The organism is Povalibacter sp. (assembly GCF_036520495.1).
Lineage (GTDB): Bacteria > Pseudomonadota > Gammaproteobacteria > Steroidobacterales > Steroidobacteraceae > Steroidobacter.
This window is the reverse complement of the sequence record NZ_DATDJO010000008.1, coordinates 1-16,316: the sequence shown is the minus strand read 5'-3', so window position 1 is coordinate 16,316 and position 16,316 is coordinate 1. Positions and strand designations below refer to the sequence as shown.

General features: G+C 64.1%; 17 protein-coding genes. All 17 read right to left on the bottom strand.

Translation table 11 applies throughout. The features are described 5' to 3' along the window. Positions 1 to 79 precede the first annotated feature (79 nt). Entirely contained in the window at positions 80 to 2,161 is a 2,082-nt protein-coding gene (flhA, locus tag VIZ63_RS02660; protein ID WP_331607945.1) for a flagellar biosynthesis protein FlhA, read from the bottom strand. A 357-nt stretch (positions 2,162 to 2,518) separates the two neighbouring features. Continuing rightward, the gene (gene flhB / locus VIZ63_RS02655; protein ID WP_331607944.1) at positions 2,519 to 3,634 is read right to left on the bottom strand and encodes a flagellar biosynthesis protein FlhB; all 1,116 of its coding nucleotides are present in this window, start codon (positions 3,632 to 3,634) and stop codon (positions 2,519 to 2,521) included. Between the two features lie 116 nt (positions 3,635 to 3,750). After that, positions 3,751 to 4,521: a flagellar biosynthetic protein FliR gene (fliR, locus tag VIZ63_RS02650; protein WP_331607943.1), complete on the bottom strand. Its 771-nt coding sequence runs from the start codon at positions 4,519 to 4,521 to the stop codon at positions 3,751 to 3,753. Positions 4,522 to 4,639: 118 nt separating this feature from the next. Further along, positions 4,640 to 4,909 carry a flagellar biosynthesis protein FliQ gene (gene fliQ / locus VIZ63_RS02645; protein WP_331607942.1) on the bottom strand — a complete coding sequence of 90 codons (270 nt, stop codon included), beginning with the start codon at positions 4,907 to 4,909 and terminating at the stop codon, positions 4,640 to 4,642. Positions 4,910 to 5,041: 132 nt separating this feature from the next. Then, complete coding sequence (fliP, locus tag VIZ63_RS02640) at positions 5,042 to 5,791, bottom strand: flagellar type III secretion system pore protein FliP (protein ID WP_331607941.1); 750 nt, start codon at positions 5,789 to 5,791, stop codon at positions 5,042 to 5,044. Continuing rightward, the gene (gene fliO / locus VIZ63_RS02635; RefSeq protein WP_331607940.1) at positions 5,788 to 6,300 is read right to left on the bottom strand and encodes a flagellar biosynthetic protein FliO; all 513 of its coding nucleotides are present in this window, start codon (positions 6,298 to 6,300) and stop codon (positions 5,788 to 5,790) included. The genes fliP and fliO overlap by 4 nt, the downstream gene beginning before the upstream one ends. After that, positions 6,300 to 6,641, bottom strand: coding sequence for a flagellar motor switch protein FliN (gene fliN, locus VIZ63_RS02630; protein ID WP_331607939.1), 342 nt, complete (start codon positions 6,639 to 6,641; stop codon positions 6,300 to 6,302). Before fliN ends, fliO begins: the two co-directional genes overlap by 1 nt. Positions 6,642 to 6,671: 30 nt before the next feature. After that, on the bottom strand, positions 6,672 to 7,679 hold the full coding sequence (fliM, locus tag VIZ63_RS02625) for a flagellar motor switch protein FliM (protein WP_331607938.1): 1,008 nt from the start codon (positions 7,677 to 7,679) through the stop codon (positions 6,672 to 6,674). A 111-nt stretch (positions 7,680 to 7,790) separates the two neighbouring features. Beyond that, a complete protein-coding gene (locus tag VIZ63_RS02620; RefSeq protein WP_331607937.1) occupies positions 7,791 to 8,285 on the bottom strand; it encodes a flagellar basal body-associated FliL family protein in 495 nt (164 codons plus the stop codon). Between the two features lie 662 nt (positions 8,286 to 8,947). Continuing rightward, on the bottom strand, positions 8,948 to 9,838 hold the full coding sequence (locus VIZ63_RS02615) for a flagellar hook-length control protein FliK (protein ID WP_331607936.1): 891 nt from the start codon (positions 9,836 to 9,838) through the stop codon (positions 8,948 to 8,950). Beyond that, positions 9,835 to 10,272: a flagellar export protein FliJ gene (gene fliJ / locus VIZ63_RS02610; RefSeq protein WP_331607935.1), complete on the bottom strand. Its 438-nt coding sequence runs from the start codon at positions 10,270 to 10,272 to the stop codon at positions 9,835 to 9,837. The genes VIZ63_RS02615 and fliJ overlap by 4 nt, the downstream gene beginning before the upstream one ends. A gap of 170 nt (positions 10,273 to 10,442) precedes the next feature. Continuing rightward, on the bottom strand, positions 10,443 to 11,801 hold the full coding sequence (fliI, locus tag VIZ63_RS02605) for a flagellar protein export ATPase FliI (protein ID WP_331607934.1): 1,359 nt from the start codon (positions 11,799 to 11,801) through the stop codon (positions 10,443 to 10,445). An 87-nt stretch (positions 11,802 to 11,888) separates the two neighbouring features. After that, positions 11,889 to 12,545 (bottom strand): flagellar assembly protein FliH, encoded by a 657-nt coding sequence (locus VIZ63_RS02600; RefSeq protein WP_331607933.1) that lies wholly within the window; start codon positions 12,543 to 12,545, stop codon positions 11,889 to 11,891. 31 nt (positions 12,546 to 12,576) lie between these two features. Continuing rightward, the gene (gene fliG, locus VIZ63_RS02595; protein ID WP_331607932.1) at positions 12,577 to 13,593 is read right to left on the bottom strand and encodes a flagellar motor switch protein FliG; all 1,017 of its coding nucleotides are present in this window, start codon (positions 13,591 to 13,593) and stop codon (positions 12,577 to 12,579) included. Between the two features lie 30 nt (positions 13,594 to 13,623). Continuing rightward, positions 13,624 to 15,252 (bottom strand): flagellar basal-body MS-ring/collar protein FliF, encoded by a 1,629-nt coding sequence (gene fliF, locus VIZ63_RS02590; RefSeq protein ID WP_331607931.1) that lies wholly within the window; start codon positions 15,250 to 15,252, stop codon positions 13,624 to 13,626. A gap of 231 nt (positions 15,253 to 15,483) precedes the next feature. After that, the gene (gene fliE / locus VIZ63_RS02585; RefSeq protein ID WP_331607930.1) at positions 15,484 to 15,840 is read right to left on the bottom strand and encodes a flagellar hook-basal body complex protein FliE; all 357 of its coding nucleotides are present in this window, start codon (positions 15,838 to 15,840) and stop codon (positions 15,484 to 15,486) included. 82 nt (positions 15,841 to 15,922) lie between these two features. Continuing rightward, positions 15,923 to 16,316 (bottom strand): helix-turn-helix domain-containing protein (locus VIZ63_RS02580; RefSeq protein ID WP_331607929.1); only part of this gene is annotated, 394 nt, incomplete at its 5' end.

The window sequence follows — 16,316 nt, the reverse complement described above, 5'->3', positions numbered from 1 at the left end:
TTCGTCACGATCTCATCGCTCCACAAAGCATTCCGCTCTGGCCTGTTGGCCGGCTGGCCCGCTGGCCAGTCAGCCCATCTCATCGTCCCACCGCGGTCACCAACCGCACCTTGCGGTTGTCCGGAATTTCATTCCACGCCAGCACGTGCATGCTCGGCGCAATCGAACGGATGAAGCGCGCCAGCGTCTGGCGCAACTGCGGCGGCACCAGCAGCACGGCCGGTTCGCCGGTCATTTCCTGGCGCTGCGCCGCTTCGGCGAGGCGGCGTTGCATGCGCTCGGCGAGTCCGGGCTCGAGGCCCGGCGAGGCGGAGTTGCTGCCTGCAAGCGAGTTGCTCAGCAGTTGTTCCAGGTCGGGTTCGAGAGTGATGACCGGCAGTTCGGTCGCCATGCCGGCGATGTCCTGCACGATCTGCCGGCCGAGCGCGACGCGCACCTGCGCCTGCAGTTGCAGCGGGTCCTGCGTGCGTCCCGCATGCTCTGCGAGTGTTTCGACGATCGTGCGCATGTTGCGGATCGGCACGCGCTCGCCGAGCAGGCCCTGCAGTACGCGCACGACCGAGCCCAGCGGCAACAGACGCGGTGTGAGATCTTCGACCAGCTTCGGCGCAGTCTTCGCGAGGGTGTTGAGCAGTTGCTGCACTTCTTCGTGGCCGAGCAGCTCATGCGCATGCGTCTGAATGACGTGACTCAGGTGCGTCGCAATGACCGTGCTTGCATCGACGACCGTGTAGCCCAGGGTCTGCGCGTGATCGCGCATGCCCGGTTCGATCCACACCGCATCCATGCCGAAGGCGGGATCGCGCGTTTCGATGCCGCTGAGTGCGCCGAATACCTTGCCCGGATTGATCGCCAGCTCGCGCTCCGGATAGATGACGCCCTCGCCCACCGGCACGCCGGCGAGATTGATGCGATATGCATTCGGTGCGAGATCCAGGTTGTCGCGAATGTGCACGGCCTGGACCAGGAAGCCGAGATCCTGCGTCAGCTTGCGGCGCACACCTTTGATACGCGCCAGCAGATCGCCGCCCTGCGCCTTGTCTACCAGAGGCACGAGGCGATAGCCGACTTCCAGGCCGATGATGTCCACGGGTTGCACGTCGTCCCAGGTGAGTTCACGCGACTCGAGTGCTGGCGCTGGCGGCGGCGCCATCTCCACCGCCGGTTCCGGCACACGTAGCGAGCGCTTGTACATCACCCAGGCACTGCCACCGCACAGCGCCGCCATCAGGAGGAACGGCACGTTCGGCATGCCGGGGATCAGACCCATGACACCGAGCACCGCGGCGGCGACTGCCAGTGCGCGCGGATGACCGAACAACTGCTTCGCCAGCTCGCCGCCCATGTCCTGTGAACCGGACATGCGCGTGACGATGATGGCCACCGCCGTCGACAACAGCAGCGCAGGAATCTGCGCCACCAGGCCGTCGCCGATGGTAAGCAGCGTGTAGATGCGCGCCGCGTCCGTGAAGGCCATGTCGTGCGCCATCATGCCAATGGCGACACCGCCGAGAATGTTGATGACCAGCACCAGGATGCCGGCGGTGGCATCGCCGCGCACGAACTTGCTGGCACCGTCCATGGAACCGTAGAAGTCGGCTTCGGCGCGTACTTCGCCGCGACGGATGCGTGCTTCGTCCTGATTGATCAGACCGGCGTTCAGATCGGCGTCGATGGCCATCTGCTTGCCGGGCATCGCGTCGAGGGTGAATCGTGCGCTGACTTCAGAGATACGGCCGGCGCCTTTCGTCACCACCACGAAGTTGATGATGGTGAGGATGGCGAACACGATCACGCCGACGGCGTAGTTGCCGCCGATCACGAACTCGCCGAAGGATTCGATGACCTTGCCGGCGGCATGCGAACCGGTGTGACCGTGCAGCAGCACGACGCGGGTCGATGCAACGTTGAGCGCGAGACGCAGCAACGTCGCCAGCAGCAGGATGGTCGGGAAGACGCCGAACTCGAGCGGCCGCGCCACATAGAAGACGGCCATCACGATCACCAGCGACAGCGCAATGTTGAACGTGAACAGCACGTCGAGCGCCAGCGGCGGCAACGGCAGGATCACCATCGCCAGAACGGCAAGCACCCCGACCGGCACACCGATGCCGGAGCGCAGGATTGCGCCGATGTTCAATGCTGGAGCGTTGGCGGCCATGTAGAAGCGGTGTCACTTTTCTGTCGCGTCATTGCTCTGACGCCACCGGTGTATCTGCAACTCCCAAGCCATGGGGTCGTCGGCAGAACGGGACTTCTTCACAGTTTGGAAAGGCGCCGGGAAGGAGACGGAAGGAAGACGGGAGGAATAATGAGAACTCCACGGGGGGCACGGGGTATCACGGGGTCAGGAACGGAAATGGTTAGTGGGGGGGAGGTCGTCCTCAACAGGGATGTGCTCGCACTCGTCTCCTGACATCGCAGACGAGGGATAGAGGCGCGGAGACTGGCCTCTGCACTGGATTCTCTGATCCGACCCCGTGATACCCCGTGTTCCCCGTGGAGGTCCGACTCTCTCTTATTCCGCCACGTCGACGACTGGCGGCGCCGGAGGCTGCATGCCGGTGCGGCGGGCGACCTTGAGCTGGAAGATGTAGCTGAGGACCTGGGCGACGGCGACGTACACAGACGCCGGCACTTCGCCGCCGATGTCGACGTTCTTGTACAGAACGCGGGCCAGCGGCGGGGCTTCGAAGATCGGCACGGAATGTTCGCCGGCGATTTCGCGGATGCGAGCGGCGACGAGGTCGACACCCTTGGCGACGACGATCGGCGCGCGCATGCGCTTGTCGTCGTATCTGAGGGCCACGGCGAAGTGGGTCGGGTTGGTCACGATCACGTCGGCGTGCGGCACGTCCTGCATCATGCGCTGGCGCGCCATCTGCTGCTGCAGCTGGCGGATGCGGCCCTTGACCTCTGGCGAGCCCTCGCTTTCCTTCATTTCGCGACGCACTTCTTCCTTCGTCATCTTGAGCTGCTTGGCGTGCTGCCATATCTGGTACGGCACATCGATGGCGGCAATCAGCAGCATGCCGCAGGAAATCAGGATCAACGCGCTGCCGCTCAGGGTGATGGCATGCATGATCGCCTGACTCGTCGGTTCACGGCCCAGGCTCAGCAGCTCCGCGGCATCCCGCCACAGCACCAGCGTCGCAATGACGGCCACCACGCCGAACTTGGCGAGGGCTTTCAGCAACTCCACGATGCTGCGCGAGGAAAACATGCGCTTGATACCGGACATGGGATTGAGCCGGTTGAACTGCGGCAGCAGCGACTCGGTGCTGAAATTCCAGCCACCCAGGACCAGCGGCGCCAGCAATGCGATCAGCACCAGCAAGCCGAAGATCGGCAGACACGCCAGCAATCCGTCGAGCGCCGCGTTCTGCAGCGCCGGCAGCATCTGGTCCGCATCCATCGACTGCTCGCGCGACAGCGTCAGCCCGCGACGCATGAGCGCATGCAGATCGCCACCGACATCGCCACCGAGCGACGACAGCGCGACCCCACCAGTCATGAGCACGGCTGCCGCACTCAGGTCACGAGAACGAGGAATTTGCCCTTTGCGGCGCGCCTCCTCCAGGCGCTTGGGAGTCGCGCTTTCGGTTTTTTCCTGACCGTCTTCGTTTTCGGCCATGGAACGCTACCGCGGGCCCACTGGCGGACTGGCCAACGGGCCAACTGGCCGGCGACGGAAACACGCGCTCTTTTCCGGCCAGTTGGCCAGTTGCCCCGTTGGCCAGTTGGCCGGCCTCACTGCAGCAACCCCTCGATCAGCTCGAACGCCAGCTGCAAGGAATCCACGAACGTTCCCTGCACCGCTGGCAATCCGATGTAGATGATGATCAGGCCGAAGATGAGCGAGATCGGGAAGCCGACCGCGAACAGGTTCAGGGACGGCGCGGCGCGGCTCATGACGCCGAACGCGAGATTGACGACCAGCAGCGCCGTCATGCCGGGCAGCGCCACCATCACGGCGCCGCTGAACAGTTGTGATCCCCAGGCGACGACATTCCAGATCTGTTCCGGACCCAGGCCGCGTGTGCCCGTCGGCAACGTCGTGAAGCTCTGCGCCAGCAGCTCGATCAGGCGCAGGTGGCCGTTCAACGCGAGAAACGTCAGCGTGACGAGAATCATGTACAGCTGTCCGAGCACCGGCGTTCCCACACCGCGCAGCGGATCGACGTTGAAGGCGAAGCCCAGGCCCATGGTGTTCGACAGCAACTGCCCGCCCATCGCCAGCGCATCGAAAATCAGCTGCAGCACAAAAGCCACCGCCAGGCCGATGATGACCTGCTGGATCGTCGCGATGACACCTTCGATCGAGAACGGCGTGATGTCCGGCACCGCGACCAGCGGTCCCACGAGGATCGCCACCGCACCCGCGAGTATCAGACGCACACGCGCAGGTACGAACCGCGCCGCAAATATCGGCGCCACCATGAAGCACGCCCCGATCCGGATGAACGGAAAGAAGTACTGGACCAGCCAGGACTCGAGTTGACCGGAAGTCAGAGAGAGCATGCGCAGGGGCTGACTGGCTTACTGGCTAACTGGCAAACCGGCCAAATGGACTGCACGCTCTTCTGCTCTGGCCAGTCAGCCAGTTGGCCAGTTCGCCGGTTGGCCTTAAACCAGCTGCTCATCCGATCAATCCCGGAATCGATTCGAACAACTCCCGCGTGTAGCTCACGATCAGCTTGAGCATCCACGGTCCGGCGACGACCAGCGTCGCGGCCATGCCAAGCAGCTTGGGAATGAACGACAACGTCATTTCATTGATCTGCGTCGCCGCCTGGAACACGCCAACCAGCAGGCCGAGGACCAGCGCAGCAAGCAGCATGGGAGCCGCGAGCAGGATGGTGATTTCCAGGGCGCGCTGGGCGATGGTCATGACTGTCTCTGGAGTCACGACAGTGACTCCAGAGAGGCTAACTGGCTAACTGGCCAACTGGCTGACTGGCCAGAAGCAGGAATAGAACTCATGTACACGCACATATCCTCATCGCTCTTGCCGGTTGGCCAGTCGGCCACGTGAGCACGCTCACGTATAAAAGCTCGCCGCCAACGTCCCCATCACCAGCGACCAGCCGTCCACCAGCACGAACAGCATCAGCTTGAACGGCAGGGAGATGAGCACGGGCGAGAGCATCATCATGCCCATCGACATGAGGACGCTGGCGACCACGAGGTCGATGATCACGAAGGGAATGAAGATCAGAAAGCCGATCTGGAAGGCGGTTTTGAGTTCGCTGGTGGCGAATGCGGGGATCAGGATGCGCATCGGCACGTCTTCCGGCGTTTCGAAACCCTGACCGCCGGAGATCCGCACGAACGTCGCGATGTCGCTCTCGCGGGTCTGGTCGAGCATGAAGCGCTTGAGCGGCACGCTGGCGCGTTCGACTGCGACGGTCGCGTCGATGGTGCCCGCCATGTACGGCTGCACGGCTTCCGCGTTGATGCGGTCGATGACCGGTCCCATCACGAAGAAGGACAGAAACAGCGACAGTCCCATGATGACCTGGTTGGGCGGTGACTGGCCCGCGCCGAGCGCCTGGCGCAGCAGGCCGAGCACGATGACGATGCGCGTGAACGACGTCATCATGAGCACGATGGCCGGCAGCATGGTGAGCGCCGTCATCAGGATCAGGATCTGCAGGGTCAGCGAATAGGACTGGCCGCCACCCGGATTGGTGGTGACCGTCACGGCATCGAGACCCGGCGCTGCAAATGCAACGACTGGCAGCAGTGCGAGCAGGCCCGGCAGGCAGCGCATGAAGACCGGGCGAATCATTTGAGTCCAAGGCTGCGACGAAGAATCGCCGCGAAATCGGGCCGGTTGATCTCCTGCGCTGCGCCGGCCACTGCGGGAGGCTGTGCGGTACTGACCGGTTGCGGCAGCACATGCAGAAGATTGACCTGTCCCTGTGTGACACCGAGCAACAGCTGCTGCTCGCCGACCTGGATCAGCACGGCGCGCTCCTTCGGGCCCACCGCCGCATCGGCCACTACATGGATGACGCTGGAACCGAAGCGACCGAAGCCTTTGAGGCGGCGCACGACCCATGCCGCTGCAAACACGGCGCCCAGCACCAGCAGCAGCGAGAAGGTGACCTGCAACAACGAACCGGCGCTGGCGGGCGACACGTGCTCGACAGTCTGGGGCGCGGCGAAAGGCTTCTCGGCGGCGGCCGAGATCGAAGTGACGAAAGTTACGAAGGTCACGGAAGTGACGCAGGCGCAGAACGCGCCGAGTGTCCTGCGGGCCTTCGTCACCGTCGTCACTTTCGTTACTGGCTGCATCACTTCAATTTCTTGATCCGCTCGGCCGGCGAGATCACGTCCGTCAGCCGGATGCCGAACTTTTCGTTCACCACCACGACTTCGCCGTGCGCGACCAGCGTGCCATTGACGAACACATCGAGCGGTTCGCCGGCAGCGCGATCGAGTTCGACGACCGAACCCTGGTTGAGCTGGAGCAGGTTGCGGATCGGGATGCGGGTGCGACCGACTTCCATCGACAGCGTCACCGGGACGTCGAGAATGACTTCCAGATTCACTTCGTGCGATGCGTCGCTGCTGCCCTGGTCCTGCAGGTCGCCGAACTCGGCGCGCGCTGCGGCATCGGTTGACTTGGCGTTCATGAGCTGAGGTTCCGTAATTGCTTGAGGGGGTCAGGCTTTGCTGCCGAGCAGCGTGTCGAGAATCCTGGGCTTGTTGCGGCTGACGCGTTCCGCGATCTGCACGGCCTGCTGGCCATGCGACAGGCCGAACGTGCCGCGAAAAATCGGCACGTCTTCCGCCAGCACCGTGGCACGGCCCGCAAAATCACAGGGAATGATGTCGCCGACCTGCAGCTCCATGAGCTGCCTCATGGTCAGGCGGCCACGGCCGAGCAGCGTCTTGAGCTCGACCTCGGCGTCTTCGATTTCTTCCTTCAGCGCCAGCGCCCAGCGTTCATCGTGCTCGACGCGGTCGCTCGCCACGCCAGAGTCCAGCAGCTCACGCATCGGCTCGATCATGGCGTACGGCATGGTGATGTGGACGTCCCCGCCGCCGCCATCCAGTTCCACATGGAAGCTCGTCACCACGACGATTTCCGTCGGACTCACGATGTTGGCGAAGTGGGGATTGATCTCCGAGTTCATATACTCGATGTCCAGCTTGGCGACGTGCGACCAGGCTTCCTTCATGCCGGCGAACACGTCCTTGAGCAGCATGTGGATCAGGCGCGTTTCCGTCGCAGTGAATTCGCGGCCCTCGATCTTCGCGAAGCGGCCATTGCCGCCGAAGAAGTTGTCCACCACGGTGAACACGAACTTGGGATCGAGCACGATCAGGCCGGTGCCGCGCAACGGCAGCACCCGGATCAGGTTGAGGCTCGTGGGGACGTGCAGCGAATGCACGTATTCGCTGAACTTCAGCATCTTGATCGGTGCGACCGCGACTTCAGGCGCGCGGCGCAGCATGTTGAACAGACTGGTGCGAAACAGTCGCGCGAACCGTTCGTTGATCATCTCGAGCGTCGGCATTCTGCCGCGCACGATCCGCACCTGATTGGTGAAATCGAAAGGGCGCGCCTCGCCGGGCGCCGCATGCTGCTCGGTCGGCACTGCACCGCTGTCTACGCCGTGCAGCAGCGCATCGATTTCATCTTGACTGAGTACGTCTTGGCCGGACATGGAGGACTCGGAATAAAGGCGGTGGCTGTGGGCTGTAGGCTGTGGGTAAAAAGGAAGATCGATTCGGTTCTGGCTACGGCCTGCGGCCTACAGCCTTCCCCGGCATTCGTCTCACTGCATGACGAAACTGGTGAAGTAGATCTGCTCCACTTTCGCGCCGGCGCCACCCTGCTCGGTGATGATCTTGCGCACGGCTTCGAGCGCCTGTGCCCGCAGTTGCTCCTTGCCTTCGGGCTTGCTGATCGACTCGTAGCTCTGGTTGCCGAACAGCATCAACAGATCGTTGCGGATGATCGGATCGTGCTGCTTGATCGCGTCGGCGGTAGCCACGTCACGGGTCATGACTTCCACGGACACCTGCAGGAAACGCATCGCGCCGCGCGCCTCGAAGTTGGCGACGAACGGCGGATCGAGCTTCACGTAGGCCGCCGGCATTTTCGAGGGAGGATTCTCGCCCTGGACCTCTGCCGGAGCAGCGCCGCGCTTCTCCGCGGTGAGGAAGTACACGGCGCTGCCCGTCGCCACGGCAGCAAGCAGCACCGACAGGATCACAACGATCTTGCTCGGACCCGAACGCGGTGCAGGTTGGACGTCAGCTTCGGCCATCGACGGAGTCCTCAACGAATGACTGCACCTGAATTAGCAAGGTGCGTGCCACGAGCCGCCATAGCTCACAGAATGCCTTTAAAACAAGGGTTTTAAGCGTTCCAGGCAACTGTGAACTGCGGCACACACGTCGGAAAGTTGGCGCAGTGAGTGTGATGCAGAGCACGGTTGGGAGAGGCCGGCCACCTGTGCAGGCCAACTGGCTCACTGGCCAACTGGTCGGCTGGCCAGACAACAAGGAGGCCGACTGGCTCACTGGCCGACTGGCTCACTGGCCAACTGGCTCACTGGCCAACTGGCTTACTGGCCAACTGGCTCACTGGCCTACTGGCTCACTGGCCGACTGGCTCACTGGCCTACTGGCTCACTGGCTGACTGGCTCACTGGCCGACTGGCTCACTGGCCTACTGGCTTACTGGGCCAACTGGCTTACTGGCCAACTGGTCGGTTGGCCAGACAAAGGAGGCCGACTGGAAGTGATCGCGGTTCGTTGCTCGGAGGCGAAGATGTCCGGCTGTGACCGGCGGGAATCCCGCGGAGTAGCCTGACCCACAAATCACTGCCCATCCCGCTCCGGCCAGTTGGCCAGTCAGCCAGTCAGCCAGTCAGCCAGTCAGCCAGTTGGCCGCGCGCGCCGCGCGCCGCGCTTCGCGCTTCGCTCGCTACGCATACGCGTCGACCAACCCCAGCTTCACTGCCAGCGTCGCAGTCGTCGCTTCGGATTCCGCAGCGACCCCTGACAACGAACCGTTGCTCTGGGCCGAAGACTTCGGTTGTTCACGCGGCGCATCGTGATGCACGCCAGTATCGGTAAGCGAGAGGCCTTGCGACGCGAAGAGTTCGCGCAGGCGTGGCAGCGCCTGTTCGATCGCCGCACGGGTATCGGCATGGGCCGAGCCGAACCAGACCGAGGCCTGATCGTCGCGAACGGAGATGCGCACTTCGAGCGGGCCCAGGTGTTCCGGGTTCAGGCGCAGCGAGGCGGAGTACTGGCCGCGTTCGCTCATCAGCACCATGCGCGTGCTCAGTTCGTCGGCCCATGCAGAGGTGCCGACCGGATGATGCAGCGAGCGTGTCGGGCCAGCATCCGGCGCCGCCGAGATGCGCAGCTGCTGCGACATGTCGGTCGTGAAAGACGCCTGGCCCTGCGGAGCATCGCCCTCCTCCATCTCTGCCTTGCCGCCTGCTTCGAGCAGTGACTTGGCCAGGGCCGCATCGGCGGCCATCCCCGATCGGGATGTCGTCGTCGCTGCGGCGGCGATGTTCTCTCCCTCCGCCTTGAGCGGCGGCGCCGTGGGCAGGATCGTCACGGGCACGGGCACGCCTGTGATTGCCACCGCATCCTGCGCTGCCTCTTCGGTGTCGAGATCCGTGTCGGCGCTCGCGGTTGCTGTCGCCGGCTTGCCCGATGCCTGCGCCACCGGCGCGCCGAGCAATTGCCCGAGCATGAGGAGAAAGTCTCCCGCCGGCACTTCCGTGGTCTGGGCAGCGGCCGGGGGCTGTGTCACAGCGGGTGGCGCTGCGGGAAGCATGGGTGCAGTCATTCCGATCATCGCTCCACTCGCCCTCGCAGGGCCCTTTCGTCGATCTCGCGTTGTTCCTGTCGGTCGGCCGCGCAGCGCTCTTCGTTGCGCCACTGATCGGCCACGTGATCCAGCGCCTTGCTGCGCTTCGCTGCTTCCTGCCAGCGCAGACGCTCCGCCGCGCAATCATGCTGCGTGCGACTGACGATGGCGCGCTGCTGACGCACGGCCTCGGCGAGGCGCGCGAGAAAAGCCTGGTAATCCCGCAGCTCCGTCACGCCGATGCCGTTGGCGACACGGTCTGTGTATTGACGCTGGTAGTCGTCGGCATAACGCTCCAGATCCGCCAGCTTGCCCTCGGCTTCATGTTGAACGCGCTCCGCTGCCGCAACGCGCAGCGCCGCCTTGCGCTCGGCATCATCGGCGAGGTTCCGTACGGGCTGGAGGCGAGTGGCGCGGCTCATTCTTGGAGAGGGCTACTGGGCTGCTGGCTAGCTGGACTGCTGGCCAGAATGGGATTCGAGGCAACCTGGCCGGCGCAACGGCGCACCCTCTGGCCAGTAAGCCAGTTCGCCGGTTAGCCCTCTCCGACTCTGGCCAGCAGTCCAGCTAGCCAGCAGCCCAGTTCGCCTGCTCATGCCCCCTCTCCCGCCACTTGGGCCAGCGCCGCGATGCTGTCTGCGTACGCCACTTTCTCTTTCATGTCCTGCTGCAGGAACTGCTGGATCGCGGGCCATTGGGCGATGGCCGCGTCGATGCGCGGATCCGAACCCTTCTGGTAGGCACCGATGGCGATGAGGTCGCGGTTCTGCTGGTACGACGAGAGCGACTGGCGCAGGCGGCGCGCCATCGCGGTGTGTTCCGGCGACACGATTTCATGCATGGCGCGACTGATGGAGGCTTCGATATCGATGGCCGGATACTGCCCTGCTTCGGCAATACGCCGTGACAGCACGATGTGTCCGTCGAGAATCGCGCGTGCGGAGTCGGCGATGGGGTCCTGCTGATCGTCGCCTTCCGTGAGCACTGTGTAGAACGCCGTGATCGAGCCGCTGCCTTCCGCGCCGTTGCCGGCGCGCTCGACGATCTGCGGGATGCGCGCGAACACCGAAGGCGGATAGCCCTTCGTGGCCGGCGCTTCGCCAATGGCCAGGCCGATCTCGCGCTGTGCCTGCGCCACGCGCGTCAGCGAATCCATGATCAGCAGCACGCTCTTGCCCTGATCGCGGAAGTACTCCGCGATGGCGGTCGCGCGCCATGCGCCGTGCAAACGCATCAGCGGCGGATTGTCCGCGGGCGTCGCGACCACGACGGCCCGATCGCGATCCTTGCGTCCGAGAATGCGTTCGACGAATTCCTTCACTTCGCGGCCACGCTCACCGATCAGTCCGACCACGATGATGTCGGCGCTGGTGAAGCGCGCCATCATGCCGAGCAGCACACTCTTGCCGACGCCGCTACCCGCGAACAAGCCAATGCGCTGGCCACGCCCGACGGTGAGCACCGAGTTGATGGCGCGCACGCCGACATCGAGCGGCTCGCTGATCGGCTGGCGTGCGAGCGGATTGATCTGCGTACCGGTCAGGCGCACCCGGCCTTCGCATTCGATCGGACCGAGCCCGTCGAGCGGTTGCCCTGCTCCATCGATGATCCGGCCCAACAGTTCCGGACCGACCGCCACCGAGTCGGCCCCCACGCGCGGAATCACGCGCGCATTTGGTTTGAGCCCGTGAATATCGCCCGTCGGCATGAGGTACAGCCGTTCGCCCGCAAAGCCCACGACCTCGGCTTCGATCGACGTGCCATCGGTTGCCATCACATCGCAACGATCGCCCACCGCGGCCTGACAGCCCGACGCCTCGAGCATCAGCCCGATCATGCGCGTCAGCACACCCTCCACGGGCGGCGGCGGCACGCGTTCGACCTTGCGTTGCAGCTGGTCGAGGTGCTTCAGCCAGTTCGGCGCGCGGTTGGTGACTGCGGGATTACTCATGACTAAGACGGAGTAACCGCATAGAACGCAAAGATCGCAAAGAAAGACTCCGATCGGTTTGCTTTGCGTTCTATGCGTTCTTTGCGGTTACTCCCTTCCCTCCTCTTCTCTGGATTCCGCACGCTGCTCGCCAAGCATCGCGCTGGCGATGCTGGCGATGCGCGATTCGATGCGTGCGTCGATCCGTGATGTGTCGGTCACGACCGTGCAACCGCCGCGAGTCAGCATCGGGTCTTCGGCGATGCTCCAGGCGCGATCGCCGCCGGGCGCTGCGAGGTGCTCGCGCACGACTGCGGCGTCGTCTGGATGCAGATGAATGCGGACCTGGCGCGCCGCTGCGGGCAGTTGCGCGACCGTCTCGCGCATCACTGCAATGATCTGTGTGGGATCGGCGCGCAGTTCGCGACGGATCACCTGCCTGGCGATCGACATGGCCAGGCGACCGAGCTGATCTGCGACCTCGGCATCGAGGTCGTCCAGCGGACGAGCCAGCTTGTCGAAGACTGCCGCCATATCGTCGAGCTGCGCGCGCAACTTGTCCTGCACGGCCTGCGCCAGCTTCAGACCGGCTTCGCGACCCTCTTCGCGGCCTGCGGCAAACGCCTCGTCGTACGCGCGCCTCTCGATGGCCTCGAGTTCGCCCACGGTCGGTCCCGCCCGGCGGCTCTGAATCGTATTGCCGGAGACCATGGGCAGATCCCAGAGGGTGACCGCTGCAGCGGGAGGCGATGTACGAGCGTTCATGCAGGCACGACCTCGTGTCCCATGTCCTTTCTCATACGAACTGCTCGCCCTTGCCGCCAAACTGCACGGTACCGGCTTCCGCCATCTTGCGCACCAGCGCGATGATTTCCTTCTGCGCAGCTTCCACTTCCGACAGGCGCACGGGGCCGCGCGATTCCAGGTCGTCCCTGAGCATTTCCGCAGCCCGCTGCGACATGTTCTTGAAGATCTTGTCCTTGAGTGAATCCTCGGCGCCCTTCAACGCGAGCAACAGACGCTCGCTGGGGACGGCGCGCAACACTTCCTGCATGCCGCGATCGTCGATCTCTTCCAGATCGTCGAACACGAACATCAGATCCTGGATCTTGCCGCCCAGCGGTTCGTCGATCTTGCGGATGTGATCGAGGATCGCGCCTTCCTGGCTGCTGTCCATGAAGTTCATGATGTCCGCAGCCGTCTTGACGCCGCCGATGACCGACGTCTTGAGCACGCCGTTCTTGCCGGAGAACTGCTTCTCGATGACATCGTCCAGTTCATGCAACGCGCTGGGCTGGATCCCGTCCAGGGTCGCGATGCGCATGACGACGTCGGCGCGCAGCCATTCCGGAAACTGCGACAGCACTTCCGCCGATTGATCGGGATCCAGGTAGGCCAGGACGATCGAGATGATCTGCGGATGTTCCTGGCGAATGAGTTCGGAAATGGCCCGCGCATCCATCCACTTGAGCGCTTCGAGCCCCTTGCTCGAGCGGCCGAACAGGATGCGATCGATGACGCTCGCGGCCTTGTCCTCGCCGAGCGCGCCGATCAGCACCTTGCGCAGATATTCATCGACGCCGACGCCGAGCGACGTCTGGCTTTCCACGATCGTCGTGAAGTCCTTCAGCACCTCCGAGACTTCGCGTCGCGAGATGTTCTGCAGCTGCGTCATCGCAGAGCCGATGCGCTGCACGTCCTTGGCGCCCATGTGCTTCATCACCTGAGCGGCTTCCTGTTCGCCTAGCGACAGCAACAGGATGGCCGCACGCTCCGTGCCACTGCGCTGCGACGACTTGTCCTGAGCACTCATCTCGACCCCTCTTGCCGGCACGCCACGCTGCTACTCACCCGTGTTCACCCACGTCTTCACCACCTGCGCCACCCGGCCCGGATCCTGCGAGACCATACCGCGCGCCTGGGCAATCTGGCCTTCGTAATCGAGCTTGGGTGCCACGACCCCGTCGGCCCCGGACGCATCGGGCAGCGCCGGCGGCACATACGGCGGACGCGCCGGCGCGGGCAACAGGCCGCGCACCAATGGACGCAGCACCACGAACACCAGCGCCAGCACCACGATCAGCGCAGCGATGAGCTTCGCGATATCGCGAATCAGCGGACGCTCCCACAGCGGAATCGTCTCCGGCTGCAGTTCCTCTGGCACGACCTCGCCCTTGAACGAGGCGTTGAGCACGTTGACGCTGTCGCCGCGTGCTTCGCTGAATCCCACGGCGTCCTTGACGAGACGCGTGATGTTCTCCACCTGCTCGGTCGTCAATGCCGTCTCCGTCGCCTTGCCTTCGGTATCGGTACCGCGCTGGTTGTCGATGAGCACGGCCACGGTGATGCGCTTGAGCCGGCCGGCCGGCAGCTTCGTGTAGGCAACGGTGCGATCGATTTCGTAGTTACGCGTTGCCTGCTTCGAGGTGTTGTCCGGTGGCGCAACGATCGAAGGCTGTCCCTCCGCGGTCGGCGCGGCAGCAATCTGCGTGCCATTGGCAGTCGCACCCGGCGGCAACGCCACACCCGGCGTCGGCGGCTGATTGGTCAGCGCTCCCGGCACACCCTGCGGGCCCGAACCCGTGCGGCTGGTTTCTTCGGCCGTCTGTTCGCTGCGGACGATCTGGCTGTCGGGTCGATACTGTTCGCGCGCTTCTTCCGTCGTGCTCATCTCCACATCGGCCACGACCTGGGCGCGAACTCTTCCTGCGCCGATCAGCGGCGCCAGCAGTTCTTCGATGCGGTGCGTGTAGCGCTCTTCCATGTCGCGCGCGATCTCCAGCTGCTTGTCGCGAACGGCGAACTCACCGTTGGCCTTTTCTGGCGACGACAGCAGACGGCCCTGCTGATCGACCACGGTGACCTGCCGCGATTCCAGTTCGGGAATGCTCGAGGCAACCAGATTGACGATGGCGGTCACCTGCTCCTGTTCGAGCCTGCGACCTGGCTTCAGTTGCAGCATCACGGAAGCGGACGGCGGACGGCGATCGCGCACGAACGCCGACTGACGCGGCAACGCCAGGTGCACGCGAGCCGCTGCCACCGGCTGCAGATTGGTGATCGTGCGGGCAAGCTCGGTTTCCAGTGCGTGCTGGTAGCGAGCACCTTCCATGAACTGGCTGACGCCAAACCCCGGATCCTTGGACATGACGGCGAAACCACCATCGCCTTCCGGCAGGCCCTGCGCCGCGAGCTTCAGCCGCGCATCGTGCACCTTCTCTGCGGGCACGGTGATCTGGCCGTTGTTGTCGAGCTTGTAGGGAACGCCACCGCTCTGCAGCGCCTGCGCGATCTCCGCGGAGTCCTGCTGACTGAGGTTGCCGTACAGCAGGCTGTACGTCGGGTCTTTCGACCACAGCACGACCCCCACGCCAGCGGCCACCGCAGCCGCAATGCCGATCAACAGCAGCAGCGGCTTGAGCTGCGGCGGAATCAGCGTCGGACGAGGCAATGAGAGCGCTTCGGTGCTCATGGGGCTGCCGCCCGGCCAACTGGCCAACTGGCCAACTGGTCTGCTGGCCAGATACGAGCCTGCTGCGCCGGGCGCGCGGGATCGGTTGGTGTGCGTACTTTGATGGTCATGTTGTTCGCAATTTCGGATTCTTCATTGGCAAGCTGCCCAACTGGCCAGACTCTTCATTCCTGCTCTGGCCAGTCGGCCAGTTCGCCAGTCGCCCAGTTGGCCGCGCGCGCAAGCGCGCACTCAGATCGGCATATTCATGATTTCCTGATACGCGCTCACGAACTTGTTCCGCACTTCCGTCAGCGCGCGAAACGACACGCTGGATTTCTGCATCTCGAGCATCACCTGTGGCAGTTCGATGCCGGGCACGCCCTGCTCGAACTGTGTCGCGAGCGACGACGCCTTCTGCTGTGCCGCGTTGACCTGATCGAGCCCCTGCTTCAGGACGTTGGCGAATGAACCCGGCGCTGCAGCTGCATCCGGCCGGTAAGCGGAGATCGCCTGCGGCGCTTCCTGTGCCTGACTGCTGAGACCACGCACCTGCGATTGCATGGAGCGGATCTGCGAGAGCACGGCGTCGATCTGGAGGGAAGACATCGGTAAGCCTCTGGGTCTCAGGCGCTAGGCTCTAGGTCGGAAATTGGGAATGTCTCGGTGGCCATGATTGTCTCGCTGGCGCCTAGGACCTGGCGCCCAGGGCCGCGACGTCGACTCCTGCATCACGCAATTTGGCGAGCTTGTAACGCAAGGTGCGCGCGCTGATGCCAAGGCGGCTGGCGACGGCCTGGCGATTGCCGTTGTCGAGATGCAGTGCGTCGAGGATCAGGTCGCGTTCTCTGGCCGACAGCGAGTCGGCCAGGACACTGGGTTCCGGGTGCTGGGCTCTGGCCAGAGCGAACCGGGACTCCGCGCCGTTCGGCGCGGGTTCCGGATTCTGGCCAGCGACCAGTGACCAGTCGCCAGTGGCCTCCAGTTGCACATGCTCCGCTTCGATCACGGCGCCGGTGCAGAGAATCAGCGCGCGCTGCATGACGTTGTCCAGTTCGCGGACGTTGCCTGGCCAGGTGTAGGTC